The organism is Luteimonas fraxinea, from assembly GCF_021233355.1.
In the GTDB taxonomy this organism is placed as follows: Bacteria; Pseudomonadota; Gammaproteobacteria; order Xanthomonadales; family Xanthomonadaceae; genus Luteimonas; species Luteimonas fraxinea.
Map to the genome: position 1 here is coordinate 3006896 of NZ_CP089507.1, position 16618 is coordinate 3023513.

Genomic DNA, 16618 nt, shown 5'->3' on the forward strand with positions numbered 1-16618 from the left:
TAACAATCTGCGCCGGGCAACCGGATGGCGTTACTGCAACCGCTCCGACACTTCCACGTCGACTTCGGGCGTTTCGAGCAGCTGTTCGATCTGTTCGGCACTGAATCCGTAGGACTGTCCACAGAACTCGCAGATCACCTTGGCTTCCCCATCGACGACCGCGGCGCGGGCTTCTTCTGCCCCGAGCGATACCAGCATCTCTTCGACGCGTCCCCGCGAACAGGAGCAACCGAAGGTCAACGCTCGTTCCCCGAGCAACTGCGGAGCGTCTTCCGGGAACAAACGTGACAGCAGCGTCTCGGTGGGCCATCGAAGCAGTTCCGCCGTCGACAGCGTGTCAAACAGAGCGCTGGCGCGGTTCCAGCCATCGTCGTCGCCTTCGTCACCCGGCAACTTCTGCAGCATGAGGCCCGCGGCCTCGTCGCCGTCGACCGCCAGCAGGACGCGCGTGGGCAGTTGCTCCGACTGGCGGAAATAGTCCTCGAACGCGCCGGACAGCGACTCGGCCGTCAGTGCGACCAGGCCCTGATAGCGGTTGGGCTCGCGATGCGGCGAGGGGTTTTCGATCGTGATCGCCAGCAGTGCGTCATCACCGAGCGCGCGCAAGTCACGCGAAACGTCCGCGCCATCGCCGTCGAAGCGGGCGATGCCGCGGATCGTGCCGGCGGCCGTGCACTCTGCGAACAGCGTGCGCATCGGGCCCGGCGCGCGCAGTTGCACCGAGAGGCGACCGTCGACCTTGGCGTGACCGGTGAATAGCGCCGACGCCACGCAGGCTTCGCCCAGCATCTCTTCGATCGCCGGCGGGTAGGGGCCATTCGCGCGCACGGCTTGCCAGGCGTCGCGCAGATGGACGCGGACGCCGCGCACGCCGGCGGTCTGCAGAAGAAAGCGTGACAGGCGGTCGCTGTCGGGCTGGGCGATGTCGGTCATGTCGGCTCGCGAAGGGATTTCGATTGGCGGCGTCAAGGGTGACCGATAGAGTGGCCGCCATGGAACAACCGGCTCTCCGACATGGGGACGGCACTGCCGTCCCGCAAGCACGCCCCTCGTTCGCCCGCCGCTGGCTGCGGCGGCTGCTGTGGTTGGGCGTCCTGATCGCCGTGCTGCCTGTGTTGCAGGTGCTGGCGCTGCGCTTCATCGATCCGCCGTTTTCGACCTTCATGGCGATCCGGCAGGTCGAGGCCTGGACCGGCGGGGAGCGCGATTTCAACCTCTATTACCAATGGCGCGATTTCGACCGTATCGCGTCGTCGCTGCCGGTCTCTATGATCGCAGCCGAAGACCAGAATTTCGCCAGCCACCGCGGCTTCGATCTGGACGCGATCGAAAAGGCGCGCGCGCACAACGCGAGCGGCGGACGCATGCGCGGCGCTAGCACGATCAGCCAGCAGACGGCGAAGAACCTGTTCCTTTGGGGCGGACGCAGCTGGGTGCGCAAAGGGCTGGAGGGGTACTACACGCTGCTGATCGAAACGCTGTGGCCGAAGACGCGGATCCTCGAGGTCTACGTCAACGTGGCCGAGTTCGGCGACGGGATCTACGGCGCGCAGGCCGCGGCGAAGCGGCACTTCGGTAAAGACGCAGCACAACTGAGCGCTGGGGAAAGCGCGCGGCTGGCGGCGGTGCTGCCGAGTCCGCAGCGCTATAACGCGTCGCGCCCCGGACCGTATGTGCAGCGACGCGCGCAATGGATCCAGCGCAATGCGCGCCAGATCGGCGGCGAGTCCTATCTGGAGGCGCTCAAGTGAGTGCCCATGATCGGCTGACCATCGTCATCGCCGCGTTCGACGAGGCGCATGCGTTGCCGGTCCTGCATCCGCGCATCGCCGCGGTGATGGAGACGCTCGCCGCGGATGGCATCGACACGCGTGTTCTGTACGTCGACGACGGCAGTGGCGACGCGACCTGGCAGGTCCTGCAGGGCATCGCGGCCGGCGACGCACGCGTGGCGCTGCTGCGGCTGTCGCGCAATTTCGGCAAGGAAGTCGCGCTGACCGCAGGCCTCGATATGGTGACCGAGGGCGCGGCGATGATCCTCGATGCCGATGGCCAGGATCCGCCGGAACTGATTCCGCAGTTCGTCGCGCACTGGCGCAACGGCTACGACGACGTGCACGGCACGCGGCTGAGCCGCGAGGGTGAGAGCTGGCTCAAGCGCTCGACCGCACATGTGTTCTATCGCGTCATCCAACGCCTCGCGAAGACGCCGGTGCCGGCCGACACCGGCGATTACCGGCTGCTGTCTCCCCGCGCGCTGGATGGGCTACGCCAGTTGCGCGAGCGGCATCGCTTCATGAAAGGGCTGTTCGGTTGGATCGGATTCAACCGCATCGCCGTGCCGTACGCGCGCGAGCAGCGCATCGCCGGACACACCAAGTTCGGCTTCTGGCGCCTGTGGAATTTCGCGCTCGATGGCGTGACGAGTTTTTCGACCGCACCCTTGCGACTGGCCACCTATGTCGGCGTGTTCACCGCCTGCGGCGCGTTCGCGTTCGCGCTGTACGTGATCGGCAAGGCCCTGATGTACGGCGATCGCGTCGCGGGTTGGCCGACGATGATGGCGGTGATCCTGTTCCTCGGCGCCGTGCAGCTGGTCGCGCTGGGCGTGATCGGCGAGTACCTGGGACGCCTGTACGAGGAATCCAAGCAGCGCCCGCTCTATCTGGTGAGCGCCTGGCACCCGGCGCCCGGACCGGGCGCGTTGAACCGGCTGTCCAACGTCTGATCGTCTACTTGGCATACGGGCCGCCGCAACCGCTGTCTTCGCCGCCGCCCAGTTCCAGCGTCGCGAGCAGTGCGGCCGGCGGCGCGATCGAGCCGAGCGCGAGCGCGATGGCGCCGCGCAGGCCCAGACGCGCGAGATCGGGTCGGAAGCTCGGCGATGCGAAGGTGCCGCCGATCGTCAAAGGCGTACGCAGCGCAAGAATGCTGCGGTCCTTGGGGCGCGGACGCAGCAGCAGATCCAGTTGTTCCTCGCGCAGATTGATCGTGCCTTCGCCGAGGATGATGGTGTCGGTGGTGTCGAACGCGAACGCGCGACTTTCCATCACGCCTCGCTGTACGCCGAAGTCCGCGAACGCGCAGCGCACCGGAATCTGCTTGTCGTTGCCGATTAGATATTTCAGCGTCTCGTAGACATCGATGCCGGCCAGTTCGACCAGCAGGTTGCTGACCCGTCCGGCGCCCATGCCGACCGCGACGTCGCCGTTCGCGCTGCCCAGCATTGCGGCGACCGAGTTGCCGGTGCCGGCGAGATTGAAATCGCCACCGATCCGGCCAACCGCCTCGCCGGCAAGCGTATCGGGCGGGAACAGCCCGCCGAGGCTGATGCGACGCACCGAGGCCTGCAAACGGGTCTGGATGACGTCCTGACGCGCGTCGAGCCGGATGTTGGAACGGATGTTGCCGCCGGCCACGCCGAAGTTCAGCGGTTCGAGCTGCAGCAGACCGGCATCGAGCTTGAGATGCGCGTCCATGTCGTCGATCGGCAGCTTCGGCGCATTGATGCGCTGCGCGCGCAGGCGCACGTCGGCGTCCATAGCCCGCAGTTTCGCGAGGTCGTAGGGCGTATCGGGCAGAACGCGGCCCTTGGCCGCGAGCGCGCGTTCGCGTTCGACGAGTTCGGGGTCGAGCGCGTCGCCTTCGGTATCCGGCGTGCCGCCGATGAAACCGGCGAGATCATCGAAGTCGAGGCGCTTGGAGACCAGATCGGCCTTCAGGAACGGACGTTCGCCGCCGAGCGTGATCGCGGCGGAACCGCCGAGATCGCTCTGGCCGACCTTGCCGGTGAAGCCGTCGTAGTGCCACGTGGCCGCGTCGCGGGTCAGACGACCGTCGAGCGCGTAGGGCGGCGTGTCGGGCAGGGCGACGCCGACGAGCGGAAACAGATCGGCGAGATTGCGACCCGACAGTGCGAACTGCAGATCGAAGTCGCGCAACTGGAAAGGCGCAACCAGCGAACCGCGCACATGGGCGCGCGTGGCGCCGGCGCGGGCACGCAGATCGATGCGGTACGGCTTGTCGGTGTCCTGCAGCGCGAGCGGCGACTCGGCCACGCCCTCCAGCGTGAACCGGTTGTTGGTCCAGCTGCCGCCGCCTTCGATGCCGATCGCCGGCGCGGCATCTTCGCCGCCGCGCGATTCACGGCTGGCCAGGCGCACGTCGATGTCGGTCTGGCCCGGCACATCGAGATAGCGCAGGCGGCCGTCTTCGACCCACAGCCGACGGATCTGCGGCGGCGGGCCATCGCCGCCGCCACCAAACGCGATGTCCCAGTTACCGGTGCCGCCATCGGAATTGGTTTCCAGGCGCAGGATCGGTTTCACCAGCCGGATTTCGGGCAGCCGCACTTCGCGCTTGAACAGCAGCGGGAAGACCTCGATTTTGATCTCCAGCCGCTCGACCGAGGCCATCGTCTGTGACTCGGACCAGTCCGCATTCGCAAACCGCAAGGCGTCGGCGCGGACGGTGGTCGTGCGGCCCAGATCGACATCGAGATCGCCGCCGATGACCAGTGCGCGGCCGGTGCGGGCTTCGACGATGCGTTCGACCGGACCTTTGAACCAGTTCCAGTCCCAAAGGAGAACCAGCAGCACGATCGCCACCAGAAGCACGAGCGCAACGACGCGCAGCGGTCGAGACGATGCGAATCGACGGAAACGCGGACGGGGCGATGCGGGAGATGGGGGCGTGGTCGTCATGGGGGGCCTTGTTCAGCCCCACCATCGACGCGCCGCGGTCAACTGCGGGTGAATGTTCCGTTGCGGTTCGGCATCACGACGCGTCCGCGGGCCCCGAGTCCGGCAGTGCGGTTTCGGTGCAGCGCACAGTGCGGCCGTTGTCCTGTGACAGTTCGGCGCCGGCATCGGTGGTGACGAAACGCAGGCCGACCTCCGACCACACCGGCGGCTGGCTGCCGCGGATCACGCCGAGATTGACGATGCGGCCATCGGTCATGCGCAGTCGGGCGAAGCGACCTTCGCGGATGATCTCGACGATGGCGGCCGTCGGGCAGTCGTAGGCCGCGGTGACGGTTTCCGGCGCGGGCGCAGGCGTCGCGGGCGGCGGCGCGGGCGCGGCCACGGGTGCAGGCGGCGCCGGTGGTTCGGCGGAACAGGCCGCCAGCATGACGACGGCGAGGGCGGACAACAGCGGGACGGATCGCATGCGGAACTCCGGCGTGGGCGACGACCGCTTGATTGTCGCGACGCGCGCGCTGGCGATCAACGCGCCGGCACGACCTGGGCCAGCACGGCCACGTAATGGCAGACGCTGCCGCCGATGCAGAACAGGTGCCAGATCGCATGCGCGTAGGGAATCGAATCGCGCATGTAGAAGAAGGTGCCGGCCGTGTAGAACACGCCGCCTGCGATGATCCAGCTCAGCGTCCAGGTATCGAGCGCGGCCGCGACCGGGCCGATCGCGATCACTACCAGCCAGCCCATCGCCACATAGATCGCGGTCGACAGACCGCGGAAGCGGCCGGTGTAGAACAGCTTGAACACCACGCCCGCCAGCGCGAGCGTCCAGATGATGCCGAACAGCCACCAGCCCAGCGTGCCGCGCAATCCGATCAGCGTGAAGGGCGTATAGGTGCCGGCGATCAGCAGATAGATCGCGCAGTGGTCGAATACTTTCAGGCGGCCCTTGGCCACCGGGTGTTCGACCGCGTGGTACAGCGTGGACGCCAGATACAGCAGCAGCAGCGAGACGCCGAACACGATCGATGCGCCGAGTTGCCAGCCGTTGCCGTAGAGCGCGGCCAGGGTGATCAGGACCGCACCGCCGGCGAGCGCGGCGGTCGCGCCGAGACCGTGGGTCAGGGCGCTGGCAAACTCTTCACGCTTCGCGCGGAGCGAACGGGGCGGGGCGGTGGTCATCGACGTCCGGCTGGGGGATTGGACTGCCGCGAAGTATGACCGCGAGCCCGTGTCCTGTCAGAGATCGCGGCGCGGATCAGTCCACCGACACCGCATGCGCGTGCTCGCGCGTGGCGAGGAATTCGACACCCTCCGCGCGCTCCTGGGCCAGCTGCAGGTTCACCCGGGTCGGCGCGAGATAGACCAGCTGATCGGCGGCGTCATAGGCCAGATTCATCGCGTGCTTGTCGCGGAATGCCTCGAGCGTCTTCGCGTCCTTGCAGCGGATCCAGCGGGCGGTATTGACCTGCACCGCTTCGAAGCTCGCATCGACGCCGTATTCGTCCTTCAAGCGGTACGCGACGACGTCGAACTGCAGCACGCCGACCGCGCCGAGGATCAGATCGTTGCTCATCAGCGGCTTGAAGAACTGCGTCGCGCCTTCTTCCGACAACTGGGCCAGTCCCTTCTGCAACTGCTTGAGCTTCAGCGGGTCGCGCAGGCGCGCGCGGCGGAACAGTTCCGGGGCGAAGTTCGGGATGCCGGTGAAGGCAATGTTCTCGCCCTCGGTGAAGGTGTCGCCGATCGAGATCGTGCCGTGGTTGTGGATGCCGATGACGTCGCCCGGAAACGCCTCGGCGGCGATCTCGCGGTCACTGGCCATGAAGGTCAGCGCGTTGGCGAGCTTGAGCGGCTTGCCGGTGCGCGGCTGGAAGACCTTCATGCCGGCTTCGAAGCGACCCGAACACACGCGCATGAACGCCACGCGGTCGCGGTGCATCGGGTCCATGTTCGCCTGGATCTTGAACACGAAGCCGGTGAGCTTGTCTTCCTGCGGCGCGACTTCGCGTGTGGTCGTTTCGCGGACCTGCGGCGGCGGGGCGTGGTCGACGAAGAAATCCAGCAGCGGCTGCACGCCGAAGTTGTTGACGCCCGAGCCGAAGAACACCGGCGTCTGCTTGCCGGCGCGGTAGGCCTCGAGATCGAAGGGATGGCTGGCGCCCTGCACCAGTTCCAGTTCGTCGCGCAGGTCGGCCAGCATCTTCTCGCCGATTTTTTCGCTCAGGCCCGGCGCATCGATCGACGGGAAGATCGTCGAATCCTGGCGGGTGAAGTTGCGGCCCGGCTCATAGAGATGCACTTCGCCGGTCACCAGATGCACCACGCCCTTGAGGCGCTGGCCCATGCCGATCGGCCAGGTCACCGGCGCGCACTGGATGCCGAGCACGGTTTCGACTTCATCGAGCAGGTCGATCGGGTCCTTGCCCTCGCGGTCGAGCTTGTTGATGAAGGTCATGATCGGCGTGTCGCGCAGCCGGCAGACTTCCATCAGCTTGATCGTGCGTTCCTCGACGCCCTTGGCGACGTCGATCACCATCAGCGCCGAGTCGACCGCGGTCAGCACGCGATAGGTGTCCTCGCCGAAGTCGGCGTGGCCGGGCGTGTCGAGCAGATTGACGACGCGGCCCTCGTAGGGGAACTGCATCACCGAACTGGTCACCGAGATGCCGCGCTCCTTCTCCAGCGCCATCCAGTCGGACGTCGCGTGGCGCGCGGCCTTGCGGCCCTTGACCGAGCCGGCCATCTGGATCGCACCGCCGAACAGCAGCAGCTTTTCGGTCAGCGTGGTCTTGCCGGCGTCGGGATGCGAAATGATCGCGAACGTGCGGCGGCGGGAACTTTCGGAGGCGATATCGGACATGCGGGCGGCCGCGCGGGTGCGCGCAGGCGGGAATCGGGAAGCCGCCGATTATACGACGCCGTGCGGCGGGCTCAGGGCCTGGCCGGCTCCGCCCCGGCCTGCACCTGTCCGAAGCGCAGCGGGCCGTTTGGCCCGGCCATCCGGAACGGCAGTGATTCGAGCCGCATGCCGCGGTTGGCCTGGACGACGAAATGCAGATGCGGCGCGGCGCTCAGGCCGGTGTTGCCCGAGAAGCCGATGATCGTGCCGCGCAGCACGCGTGCGCCGGGTGCGACGACCACGCCGGCCTGCTGCAGGTGCGCGTAGAGCGCCATCGTGCCGTCGTCGTGGAGGACGCGGATGAAGTTGCCGCGCACGCGGTCGTCGCCCGCATCCACTATCGCTTGCGGATCGAGGCGCGCGGTCGCGCGGGACTCGACCTGCATCACCAACCCGTCGCGCGCCGCGAGGACCGGCGTGCCGGCGGGCACCGCAAAATCGACCGCGTGCCGGTTTTCGTCATCAGCGTGACTGAAGCCGCCGCCGAAGCCCTGGGCGATCCGTACGGGCGCGTCGCGCAGTGGATACAGATATTCGACGTTGCGCGCACGGGCGCCCGGCAGACCGGGGATGGCGACGAGCCGCAGGCGCGTGCCGGCGGCGCCATCCTGCAACTGCGCGATCACGAGGCGGCTGTCGCCCGGCACCGCGACGCGTGCCGGCAGGGCCGGCGTGGCGATCGGCGGCGGACCGTCGGCCAGTAGCGTCACTTCCACCGGCCCGGCGAGATGGTTGATCGCGGTCGCCTCGGTGCCACCGAAGCGCGGGCGCAGTTCGAGTTCGACGCTCGACACGCGGGTCGGAGACGTGACGGCTTCGACCGACGGCGCGGGTGGCGGCGTCGTCGCACCGGGCCACGTACCGCTCGACGGCGTCTGCGCGAGCGCGGCGCCGGATACGCACAGCGCCAGCAGCGCGAGCGCCGACTGCCATCGCCGCATCGGCATCAGCGCGCTCAGCGGCTGCAGTCGGGATCGAGCTGCAGCGCGGCCCCGACCTCGCGCAGATCGAATGCGACCACCGAGGCATCGTCATCGACCGCGAACAGTGCGCCAGCGGGGAAGCGCGCCGTGGGCGAGGGATGCAGTGCGATGCCGTCGGTCGCAGCGACGTGGGCGCCGGTGAAGCTGCCGGCCGGCGTCAGCTGCGCGCGATCGAACACCCGGAACACGGTGCGTGGTCGCAGCTGGTCGGCGACGATCCAGTAACCGCCGTCGACACTGCACGACCACAGCGCGATGCCTTCGGGCTCGGCATCGAACGTGCCGGCCGGCAATGCGCGACCGGTGTACGCGCCTTCGAGCGTGTAGACGTGGACCGTCGCGTTGTGGCGCAGGTCTTCGTCGGCGATCAGCAGCTGGTCGTGAGCGGCGTCACCGGCGATCGACTCGACGATGCGCAGCGCGGTCTGCGTATCGGTGGCGCCGAAGCTGCCGAGCGCGGTGACCCTGGGTGCGGCGCCGTCGTGCGATTCGAAGCGGTAGCGGCGCACGCGCTGGTCGAGACGCGCGAAGTCCGGCACCTGCTTGTGGTCGGCGCCGTCCATGAAGCTGTCGGTGACGTAGACCTCGAACACGTCCGGCGCGGTCTCGTGGACCCACAGGCCATAGGGACTGCGGAGGTCGTCGGCGCCGAACGCGGCGAGCGGCGTGAAACCGGGAAGCGAGAACACCTGCACGCGGTGATTGTCGCGCTCGGCGACGAACACCAGATCGCCGTGCACGGCGACGCCGTTGGGCCGGTCGAACTGACCGGGCATGGCCCCGCGGGCGCCGACGGTGCGCAGCATCGCGCCGGTGTCGGCATCGAATACGCGCAGCTGGTGCGTGCGCTTGGCCGTGGCGATCAGCCAGGTGCCGCCCTCGGGCGTGGGCCAGGTGGCGAGCGAATCCAGTTCGTCGCCCGCGTGCGCGGACGAGCGCCAGGCTTCGACGATCACCGGTCGGCCGCCCGCTTCCACGCCCGTCCCAGCGTGGGCTTCGGGCGCGGTGGGAAGGGGCGAACTGGTGGTGCAACCGGCCAGCAGGACGGCCGCGAACAGGAGGGCGATGCGCATCATCGGATTATGCCGAGCGCCGCGTCATCTGCGTCACCGGTTGCATCCGAAATGATCCATCTCTGCATCCGGATGAAGCGATTGACTTTCCGGAATCGCGCTGGCAACCTGCACGCTCCATCGAGACCGGCGGAGGGGCAGGCCCTTTGATGCCGGGGCAACCTGATGGGATCCGCGCTTCGCGCGGCGTCCATCGCGGTGCCAAGTCCTGCGGGGACCTGTGTGTCCACCGGAAGATGGTGATGCCGTATCGGCGTTCGCGCCGATGTTGTATTCCGCCGACAGGCGACTTCCGGTGATTCCCGCGAGACGCGATGGCCCAGTCCATCCGGAATCCCGTGCCATGAGTCTCGTCGACACCGCCTACCGCCCCGAACCCACGCCCGACGCGGCTTACGTGCACGCGCTCGCTGCCGATGCGCCGATCGCGCACGACGTCACGCGCGGCAGCCTCGACGTGCGACTCGCCACCCGGCATGCCGGCATGCGTCAGGTCACGCTGCGGTATCAGCTGCAGGGCCCGGCAACGGCGCCGGTGGTGTTCGTCGCCGGCGGCATCTCCGCGCACCGGCATCTGGCTGCGAACGCCGCGCATGCAGAAGCCGGCTGGTTGGAAGAGCTGGTCGCGCCCGGCCGCACACTCGATCCGGCGCAGCTGCGCCTGCTGGCCTTCGATTTCGTCGGCGCCGATGGCGCGCTCGATGCGCCGATCGACACGACCGACCAGGCCGATGCGATCGCCGTGCTGCTCGACGCGCTGGGCATCGCGCGCCTGCATGCCTTCGTCGGCTACTCCTACGGTGCGCTGGTCGGCCTGCAGTTCGCGGCGCGCCACGCGACGCGCGTGCAGCGGCTGGTCGCGGTCAGCGGTGCGCATCGCGCGCATCCCTATGCGGCCGCATGGCGCGCGCTGCAAAGGCAAGCCGTCGCGCTGGGCCAGCTGCAGTGCGCCGATGCGCAGGGCCTGTCGCTGGCGCGCCAGTTCGCGATGCTGAGCTACCGCACACCAGAAGAATTCGCCGAGCGTTTCGACGCCCCGCCCGAAGTCGTCAACGGCCGCGTGCGCGTCGCCGCAGAGGACTATCTCGACGCAGCGGGTGCGCGCTACGTCTCGCGCACACCGGTCACCGCGTGGCTGCGGTTGTCGGAATCCATCGATCTGCACCGCGTCGATCCGCGCGACATCCGCGTGCCGACGACCGTCGTCGCCGTCGAAGGCGACCGCCTCGTCCCGCTGGCCGATGCGGTGACGCTGCTCGAAGGCCTGGGCCCGAACGGACAACTGCGCGTGCTGCGCTCGCCTTACGGCCACGACGCCTTCCTCAAAGAAACCGACCGCATCGATGCACTGCTCGCGACCGCGCTGCGTGCCCCCACTTCCGGAGACCCCGCATGAGCATCCACGCCCCGACCGACGCCGCCTGTCAGCCCGCGACCCGCGCCGTGCGCGCCGGCATCGACCGCGATCCGGCCTATGGCGCGGTGACGCCACCGATCGTGCTGTCGAGCAACTTCAGCTTCGCCGGCTTCGGCGAGAAGCGACAGTACGACTACACCCGCAGCGGCAATCCCACGCGTGATCTGCTCGGCGAAGCGCTGGCCGAACTCGAAGGCGGCGCGGGCGGTGTGATCACGCCGACCGGCATGGCCGCGATCACCTTGGTGCTCAATGCGCTGCTCGAGCCGGGCGATCGTCTGGTCGTGCCGCACGATGCCTACGGCGGCAGCTGGCGTCTGTTCGATGCGCTGGCACGCAAGGGGCACTTCGAACTCGTCACCGCCGATCTCACCGATCCGCGCAGCCTCGCCGACGCGCTGGCCACGCAGCCGAAGCTGGTGCTGGTGGAGACCCCGTCGAATCCGCTGCTGCGCATCACCGATCTGCGCTTCGTCATCGAGGCCGCGCACCGCGCCGGCGCGCTGGCGGTGGTCGACAACACCTTCCTGTCACCGGCGCTGCAGCGCCCGATCGAATTCGGCGCCGATGTCGTGCTGCATTCGACGACCAAGTACATCAACGGCCACAGCGATGTGGTCGGTGGCGCGGTAATCGCGCGCGACGCGGAACTGCATATGCAGCTCGCGTGGTGGGCGAATGCGCTGGGCATCACCGGCTCGCCGTTCGACAGCTTCCTGACCCTGCGCGGCCTGCGCACGCTGGATGCACGCCTGCGCGTGCACCAGGAAAACACCGCCGGCGTGGTCGCGCTGCTCGACGCGCATCCGGCGGTCGCGCGCGTCCACTATCCGGGTCTGATCGACCATCCGGGTCACGCGATCGCCGCGCGTCAGCAGTCGGGCTTCGGCGCGATGCTGTCCTTCGAACTCGCCGGCGCGCCCGGCGTTGCGCAGGAAGACGTGGTGCGCGCATTCGTCGCTGGCCTCCAGCAGTTCACCCTGGCCGAATCGCTGGGCGGTGTGGAGAGCCTGATCGCGCATCCGGCGACGATGACGCACGCGGCGATGACGCCGGCGGCGCGCGCTGCGGCCGGCATCTCCGACGGTCTGCTGCGCCTGTCGGTCGGCATCGAAGCGCTGGACGATCTGCTGATCGACATCGAGGCCGGCCTCGCTCGCGCCGCGACCGTGCTGGCCGCGGCCACGCGTCCGTCCCGCGCAGGCGTCGAAGCATGAGTACCGTCGTGCAACTGCGGCAGGGGCGCCGCGCGCAACCGCGGCCCGCGCGTCTGGCGTTGCTGGGTACCGGCACGGTCGGCTCGGCGTTCGTCGAACGTTATGCGCGACTCGCCGAGCAGGGCGTGGCGCTGCCCGAGGTCGCGTGGCTTTGCAATTCGCGGACCCAGGTCGGCGGTGGCGATGATCTGCATGCCGCGCTCGCGCAGGCCCGCGCCGCGGCGCGTCGGCGCGCCGGATTCCCGCCGTGGGCCGAAGGCGAAAGCCCGAAGCCGGGCGACATCATCGTCGACGCGACCGCGAGCGAAACCGTCGCCGACTGGCATCCCGAATGGCTGACCCGCGGCGTGCACGTGGTGACTGCGAACAAGCTCGGCACCGGCGGCGATCTCGGGCGCGCGCTGTCGATCGGCGATGCGCGCGCGATCGGCGGCCGCTATGGCGACAGTGCGACGGTGGGCGCCGGCCTGCCGCTGTTGCGCAGCCTGCGCGCGCTGATCGACGGCGGCGATCGCATCCACGCGATCGAGGGCGTGCTGTCGGGCTCGCTGGCCTGGCTGTTCTCGCATCACGACGGCAGCCAACCGTTCTCGGCGCTGGTGCGGCAGGCGAGCGCGGCGGGCTACACCGAGCCGGATCCACGCGTCGATCTGTCCGGCGAGGATGTGCGCCGCAAGCTGCTGATCCTCGCGCGCGCCGCGGGCATCGCATTGCCGGCGCATGAAGTCGTCGTCGAATCGCTGGTGCCGGATGTGCTCGCGCGCGCCGCGGGTGCGGACGTCGATCAGGCGCTGGCCGCACTCGACGACACACTCGAAGCGCGTCGCGCGGAGGCGGCCGCGAACGGTGATCGGCTGTGTTTCGTCGGCCGCTTCGACGCCGACGGTGCACGCGTGGGTCTGCGTGCATTGCCGGTCGGCCATCCACTGTGTGCAGGCAACGGCACCGACAACCGTGTCGCGATCCACAGCGATCGCTACAGCGCGCAGCCGCTGGTGATCCAGGGCCCGGGCGCGGGCGCGGAGGTCACCGCGGCGGCATTGCTCGATGACGTGCTGGCCATCACCCACGCGCAGGTGGTCTGACGGCGGCGCAAGTTTCGGAAGTCCCTGACTGGGGCGAACCCTAGATCGGGTGCGCCCCGGTGTCGTGGGCGCTGCGCGCGCGCTGGAATGGCGTCATTCAGATTCCATCCAGCCAGGGGCCCACCGTGACCGACAACCTCAGCATCTCCGTCTCGCTCAGCATCAGCGGTCAGCTGCCAGCCGTGCAGAGCGCCGCCAGTACGCAGCGCAACGCCGACGGCCGCGTGCAGTTCGAAAACGAGAATTACCGCATCACCGCCGGCGACAACGACGAAGTCATCGTCTTCAACAAGGGCACCGGCGAGAACTACCGGATCTGGGGCGACCCGCACGTCGAGATCGACGGCAAGCACGCCTTCGATTTCTGGGGCCAGACCACGTTCCAGCTCGACGACGGCACCAAGGTCACGATCGAGACCACGCCGTGGGCGCAGGGCGGCGACGGCGCGACCGTGGCATCCGTAGTGACGATCACCGATGGCGACTACGGCGTGCAGATCAGCGGCGTGGACAGCAACACCCATGGCGATCTGTCGTTCCAGGAATTCGCCGGCGGCGGCCGGGTGCTCGATGCCGCGGTGCGCGACGGCAACGTGCTGCTGGAGAACGAGAACGGCAGCGGTTTCATCGCAGTCGACCAGAACGGCAACATCCAGAACGTCGATCAGGCTTTCATTCTGGCGACCGACGAACTCAAGAACGGCGGCCCGGATTTCCTCGCTCACTTCGCCGAGATCTTCTCGTTCTTCACCGGCCTGATGGCGATCAGCTTCAACGGTGGCCTCGCGCTCGGCAGCGACAACCCCCAGCGCGATCCCGAACCGACCGCACAGCCGGCCGCGCCGTGGCAGTTCAGCCTGACGCTGTCGATCAGCGCCTGATTTCGCGCGATTGGCAGAACGGCGCGTCGCGGATGCGATGCGCCGTTTTTGTGTGCCTGCCGTCGCTGCTGTCAGAACACTCGCGACGCCGGCGGTGTCGCGTGCGCCTTCAAGCGGTCAGCACTCGATGACGTTGACCGCCAGGCCGCCGCGCGAGGTTTCCTTGTACTTGTCGCGCATGTCGCGGCCGGTATCGCGCATCGTGCGGATCACCTTGTCGAGGCTGACCTTGTGCTTGCCGTCGCCGCGGAAGGCCATGCGCGAGGCGTTGATCGCCTTGACCGCGCCCATCGCATTGCGCTCGATGCACGGGATCTGCACCAGGCCGCCGATCGGGTCGCAGGTCAGGCCAAGGTTGTGTTCCATGCCGATTTCGGCCGCATTCTCGATCTGGCTCGGGGTGCCGCCGAGTGCGGCGGTGAGGCCGGCGGCGGCCATCGAACAGGCCACGCCCACTTCGCCCTGGCAGCCGACTTCCGCGCCGGAAATGCTTGCGTTTTCTTTGTAGAGGATGCCAACGGCGGACGCGGTGAGCAGGAAATCGAAGATGCCCTGCTCGGTGGAGTTCGGGCAGAAGCGGTCGTAGTAATGCAGCACCGACGGCAGAATGCCGGCCGCGCCATTGGTCGGCGCGGTGACGACACGGCCACCAGCGGCGTTCTCTTCGTTCACGGCGAGCGCGTAGAGGTTCACCCAGTCGAGCACCGTCAGCGGATCGCGCATGCCGGCTTCGGGCTTCGACGACAGTTCGGCATGCAACGCCGGCGCGCGGCGGGTGACATGCAGCCCGCCAGGCAGCGTGCCGGTCTGGCGGATGCCGCGCGCAACGCAGGACTGCATCGCCGCCCACAGTTCGCGCAGGCCTTCGCGGATCTCTTCCTCGCTGCGCCAGACCTTCTCGTTCTCCAGCATCAGCTTCGCGATGCTCAGGCCGTGCGTGTTCGCCTGCGCGATCAGCTCGTCGCCGCTCGAGAATGGGTAGGGCACGTCGGTGGTGTCGGCGACGATACGGTCTTCGGCCGCCTCATCCTCGTTGACGACGAAGCCGCCGCCCACCGAGTAGTAGTCGCGCGTCGCGATGACCGCGCCGTCGGCGTCGTACGCGGTGAAGCGCATGCCGTTGGTGTGGAAGGGCAGCTTCTGCCGCTTGTTCATCACCAGATCCGACTTCTCGTCGAAGGCGATCTCGTGCGTGCCGCCGAGACGGATGCGCTTCTCGCCGCGGATGCGGATCAAGGCATCGGGAATGATGTCCGGGTCGATCAGGTTCGGCATGTGGCCTTCGAGGCCCATCATCACGGCCTTGTCGGTGCCGTGGCCGCGACCGGTCAACGCGAGCGAACCGAAGACCTCGGCGCGCACGCGGACGACATCGTCCAGTCGCCCCGGTACTTCGAGCCAACGGCGTACGAAACGCGCGCCCGCGCGCATCGGCCCGACGGTGTGCGAGGAACTCGGCCCGATGCCGATCTTGTAGAGGTCGAACGTGCTGACTGCCATGTGGCTATTCTACGGCTCGCGCCTGCATCCAGGCCTGCCGCAACGCGACATGACCGCTCCGACCCTGATCCTGTACCAGCGCGACGACTGCCATCTCTGCGATCTGGCGCTGGATGTGCTCGCCAGCGCCGGCGTGCCGGCGTTCGAGAGTGTCTTCATCGACGATGATCCGGCGCTCGAGGACCGCTACGGCGTCCGTGTGCCGGTACTGCGCGACGATCGCGACGGGCGCGAACTCGACTGGCCCTTCGATGCGGATGCGGCGCGGCGCTGGCTGCGCCGCTGACCGCGTTGCGGAGTTACCTGGCCGGCTGCAGATAGACCCGGGTGCTGACCGCGATCTCGTTCGGGATCGTGCCGGTGTCCGCCCAGTCGCCACCACCCACGCCAAAATCGAGACGGCGCACGGTCGCGCGGCCCGACAGCAGCGGGCGCGCGCCGTCGGTCCAGGTGAAGGTCAGGGTCACCGGCTTGCGCACACCGCGCAGTTCCAGCGTGCCGTCAGCGGCGTATTGGCCATTGCCGAGATCGCGGAAGCCGGTCGCGGTGTAGGTCGCCTGCGCGAACTTCGATGCGTCGAAGAATGCGTTGCCGCGCATCTCGGTGTCGTAGTCGGCGTTCTGCGTGGTCGCGGTAGCGACGGGAATGGTCACCGCGAGCTTGCCGGCCGCCAGATCGGCCGGATCGAAGCTGACCGTCGTACGGAAGCCCGGGAAGGTGCCGGAGAACGTCTCGCCCTGGTACTTCCCGGCGAACGCCAGTGAAGAGCCGGGTGCCTGCACGTAGTCGGCAGCGAAGGCGGGCAGGGCGAGTGCGGCGGTCAGTACGCCGAAAGCAAGGGAGCGGATCATGCGCATGTC

At 68.3% G+C, this 16618-nt stretch carries 16 protein-coding genes and 1 riboswitch; of the genes, 7 read left to right on the forward strand and 9 right to left on the reverse strand.

The window, feature by feature from the left end; all coding sequences use genetic code 11:
* Positions 1-30: 30 nt before the first annotated feature.
* Positions 31-933: an Hsp33 family molecular chaperone HslO gene (hslO, locus tag LU699_RS13485; protein ID WP_232137114.1), complete on the reverse strand. Its 903-nt coding sequence runs from the start codon at positions 931-933 to the stop codon at positions 31-33.
* Between the two features lie 59 nt (positions 934-992).
* On the opposite strand from hslO, the gene mtgA reads away from it, so the two are divergent.
* Both mtgA and LU699_RS13495 read left to right on the forward strand, forming a co-directional pair.
* A complete protein-coding gene (mtgA, locus tag LU699_RS13490) occupies positions 993-1751 on the forward strand; it encodes a monofunctional biosynthetic peptidoglycan transglycosylase (RefSeq protein ID WP_232137377.1) in 759 nt (252 codons plus the stop codon).
* Positions 1748-2728: a glycosyltransferase family 2 protein gene (locus LU699_RS13495; RefSeq protein ID WP_232137113.1), complete on the forward strand. Its 981-nt coding sequence runs from the start codon at positions 1748-1750 to the stop codon at positions 2726-2728. Before mtgA ends, LU699_RS13495 begins: the two co-directional genes overlap by 4 nt.
* A gap of 4 nt (positions 2729-2732) precedes the next feature.
* Here LU699_RS13495 and LU699_RS13500 read toward each other — a convergent pair whose 3' ends face one another.
* From LU699_RS13500 to LU699_RS13525, 6 genes are all read right to left on the reverse strand, one after another.
* Positions 2733-4703: an AsmA family protein gene (locus tag LU699_RS13500; protein ID WP_232137112.1), complete on the reverse strand. Its 1971-nt coding sequence runs from the start codon at positions 4701-4703 to the stop codon at positions 2733-2735.
* Between the two features lie 73 nt (positions 4704-4776).
* Entirely contained in the window at positions 4777-5169 is a 393-nt protein-coding gene (locus tag LU699_RS13505; protein WP_232137109.1) for a hypothetical protein, read from the reverse strand.
* A 56-nt stretch (positions 5170-5225) separates the two neighbouring features.
* Entirely contained in the window at positions 5226-5882 is a 657-nt protein-coding gene (trhA, locus tag LU699_RS13510; RefSeq protein ID WP_232137108.1) for a PAQR family membrane homeostasis protein TrhA, read from the reverse strand.
* A 76-nt stretch (positions 5883-5958) separates the two neighbouring features.
* Positions 5959-7563, reverse strand: coding sequence for a peptide chain release factor 3 (locus LU699_RS13515; protein WP_232137106.1), 1605 nt, complete (start codon positions 7561-7563; stop codon positions 5959-5961).
* A 71-nt stretch (positions 7564-7634) separates the two neighbouring features.
* Positions 7635-8549 carry a M23 family metallopeptidase gene (locus LU699_RS13520; protein ID WP_232580207.1) on the reverse strand — a complete coding sequence of 305 codons (915 nt, stop codon included), beginning with the start codon at positions 8547-8549 and terminating at the stop codon, positions 7635-7637.
* 8 nt (positions 8550-8557) lie between these two features.
* On the reverse strand, positions 8558-9658 hold the full coding sequence (locus LU699_RS13525) for an NHL repeat-containing protein (RefSeq protein ID WP_232137104.1): 1101 nt from the start codon (positions 9656-9658) through the stop codon (positions 8558-8560).
* Positions 9659-9772: 114 nt separating this feature from the next.
* Positions 9773-9901, forward strand: a riboswitch (SAM riboswitch).
* A 100-nt stretch (positions 9902-10001) separates the two neighbouring features.
* Here LU699_RS13525 and metX point away from each other — a divergent pair.
* The 4 genes from metX to LU699_RS13545 all read left to right on the forward strand — a co-directional run bounded on the left by metX (position 10002) and on the right by LU699_RS13545 (position 14258).
* Positions 10002-11054: a homoserine O-succinyltransferase MetX gene (gene metX / locus LU699_RS13530; RefSeq protein WP_232137103.1), complete on the forward strand. Its 1053-nt coding sequence runs from the start codon at positions 10002-10004 to the stop codon at positions 11052-11054.
* Positions 11051-12292, forward strand: coding sequence for an O-succinylhomoserine (thiol)-lyase (locus tag LU699_RS13535; RefSeq protein WP_232137102.1), 1242 nt, complete (start codon positions 11051-11053; stop codon positions 12290-12292). The genes metX and LU699_RS13535 overlap by 4 nt, the downstream gene beginning before the upstream one ends.
* Positions 12289-13377, forward strand: a complete 1089-nt coding sequence (locus tag LU699_RS13540) for a homoserine dehydrogenase family protein (RefSeq protein ID WP_232137101.1) — start codon at positions 12289-12291, stop codon at positions 13375-13377. The genes LU699_RS13535 and LU699_RS13540 overlap by 4 nt, the downstream gene beginning before the upstream one ends.
* A gap of 125 nt (positions 13378-13502) precedes the next feature.
* The gene (locus tag LU699_RS13545; RefSeq protein ID WP_232137100.1) at positions 13503-14258 is read left to right on the forward strand and encodes a DUF1521 domain-containing protein; all 756 of its coding nucleotides are present in this window, start codon (positions 13503-13505) and stop codon (positions 14256-14258) included.
* Between the two features lie 117 nt (positions 14259-14375).
* Here the strand turns inward: LU699_RS13545 and LU699_RS13550 are convergent, their stop codons facing one another.
* Complete coding sequence (locus LU699_RS13550) at positions 14376-15758, reverse strand: L-serine ammonia-lyase (RefSeq protein ID WP_232137099.1); 1383 nt, start codon at positions 15756-15758, stop codon at positions 14376-14378.
* A 49-nt stretch (positions 15759-15807) separates the two neighbouring features.
* On the opposite strand from LU699_RS13550, the gene LU699_RS13555 reads away from it, so the two are divergent.
* Positions 15808-16044 carry a glutaredoxin family protein gene (locus LU699_RS13555; protein WP_232137098.1) on the forward strand — a complete coding sequence of 79 codons (237 nt, stop codon included), beginning with the start codon at positions 15808-15810 and terminating at the stop codon, positions 16042-16044.
* Between the two features lie 13 nt (positions 16045-16057).
* Here LU699_RS13555 and LU699_RS13560 read toward each other — a convergent pair whose 3' ends face one another.
* Positions 16058-16615 carry a YceI family protein gene (locus tag LU699_RS13560; protein ID WP_425491070.1) on the reverse strand — a complete coding sequence of 186 codons (558 nt, stop codon included), beginning with the start codon at positions 16613-16615 and terminating at the stop codon, positions 16058-16060.
* Positions 16616-16618 lie beyond the last annotated feature (3 nt).

Excerpts from the sequence above, each read along its gene's own strand:
- hslO (WP_232137114.1), bottom strand. The coding sequence starts at position 933 with ATGACCGACATCGCCCAGCCCGACAGCGACCGCCTGTCACGCTTTCTT.
- mtgA (WP_232137377.1), top strand. The coding sequence starts at position 993 with ATGGAACAACCGGCTCTCCGACATGGGGACGGCACTGCCGTCCCGCAA.
- LU699_RS13500 (WP_232137112.1), bottom strand. The coding sequence starts at position 4,703 with ATGACGACCACGCCCCCATCTCCCGCATCGCCCCGTCCGCGTTTCCGT.
- LU699_RS13505 (WP_232137109.1), bottom strand. The coding sequence starts at position 5,169 with ATGCGATCCGTCCCGCTGTTGTCCGCCCTCGCCGTCGTCATGCTGGCG.
- trhA (WP_232137108.1), bottom strand. The coding sequence starts at position 5,882 with ATGACCACCGCCCCGCCCCGTTCGCTCCGCGCGAAGCGTGAAGAGTTT.
- LU699_RS13515 (WP_232137106.1), bottom strand. The coding sequence starts at position 7,563 with ATGTCCGATATCGCCTCCGAAAGTTCCCGCCGCCGCACGTTCGCGATC.
- LU699_RS13520 (WP_232580207.1), bottom strand. The coding sequence starts at position 8,549 with ATGCCGATGCGGCGATGGCAGTCGGCGCTCGCGCTGCTGGCGCTGTGC.
- LU699_RS13525 (WP_232137104.1), bottom strand. The coding sequence starts at position 9,658 with ATGCGCATCGCCCTCCTGTTCGCGGCCGTCCTGCTGGCCGGTTGCACC.
- metX (WP_232137103.1), top strand. The coding sequence starts at position 10,002 with ATGAGTCTCGTCGACACCGCCTACCGCCCCGAACCCACGCCCGACGCG.
- LU699_RS13535 (WP_232137102.1), top strand. The coding sequence starts at position 11,051 with ATGAGCATCCACGCCCCGACCGACGCCGCCTGTCAGCCCGCGACCCGC.
- LU699_RS13540 (WP_232137101.1), top strand. The coding sequence starts at position 12,289 with ATGAGTACCGTCGTGCAACTGCGGCAGGGGCGCCGCGCGCAACCGCGG.
- LU699_RS13550 (WP_232137099.1), bottom strand. The coding sequence starts at position 15,758 with ATGGCAGTCAGCACGTTCGACCTCTACAAGATCGGCATCGGGCCGAGT.
- LU699_RS13555 (WP_232137098.1), top strand. The coding sequence starts at position 15,808 with ATGACCGCTCCGACCCTGATCCTGTACCAGCGCGACGACTGCCATCTC.
- LU699_RS13560 (WP_425491070.1), bottom strand. The coding sequence starts at position 16,615 with ATGCGCATGATCCGCTCCCTTGCTTTCGGCGTACTGACCGCCGCACTC.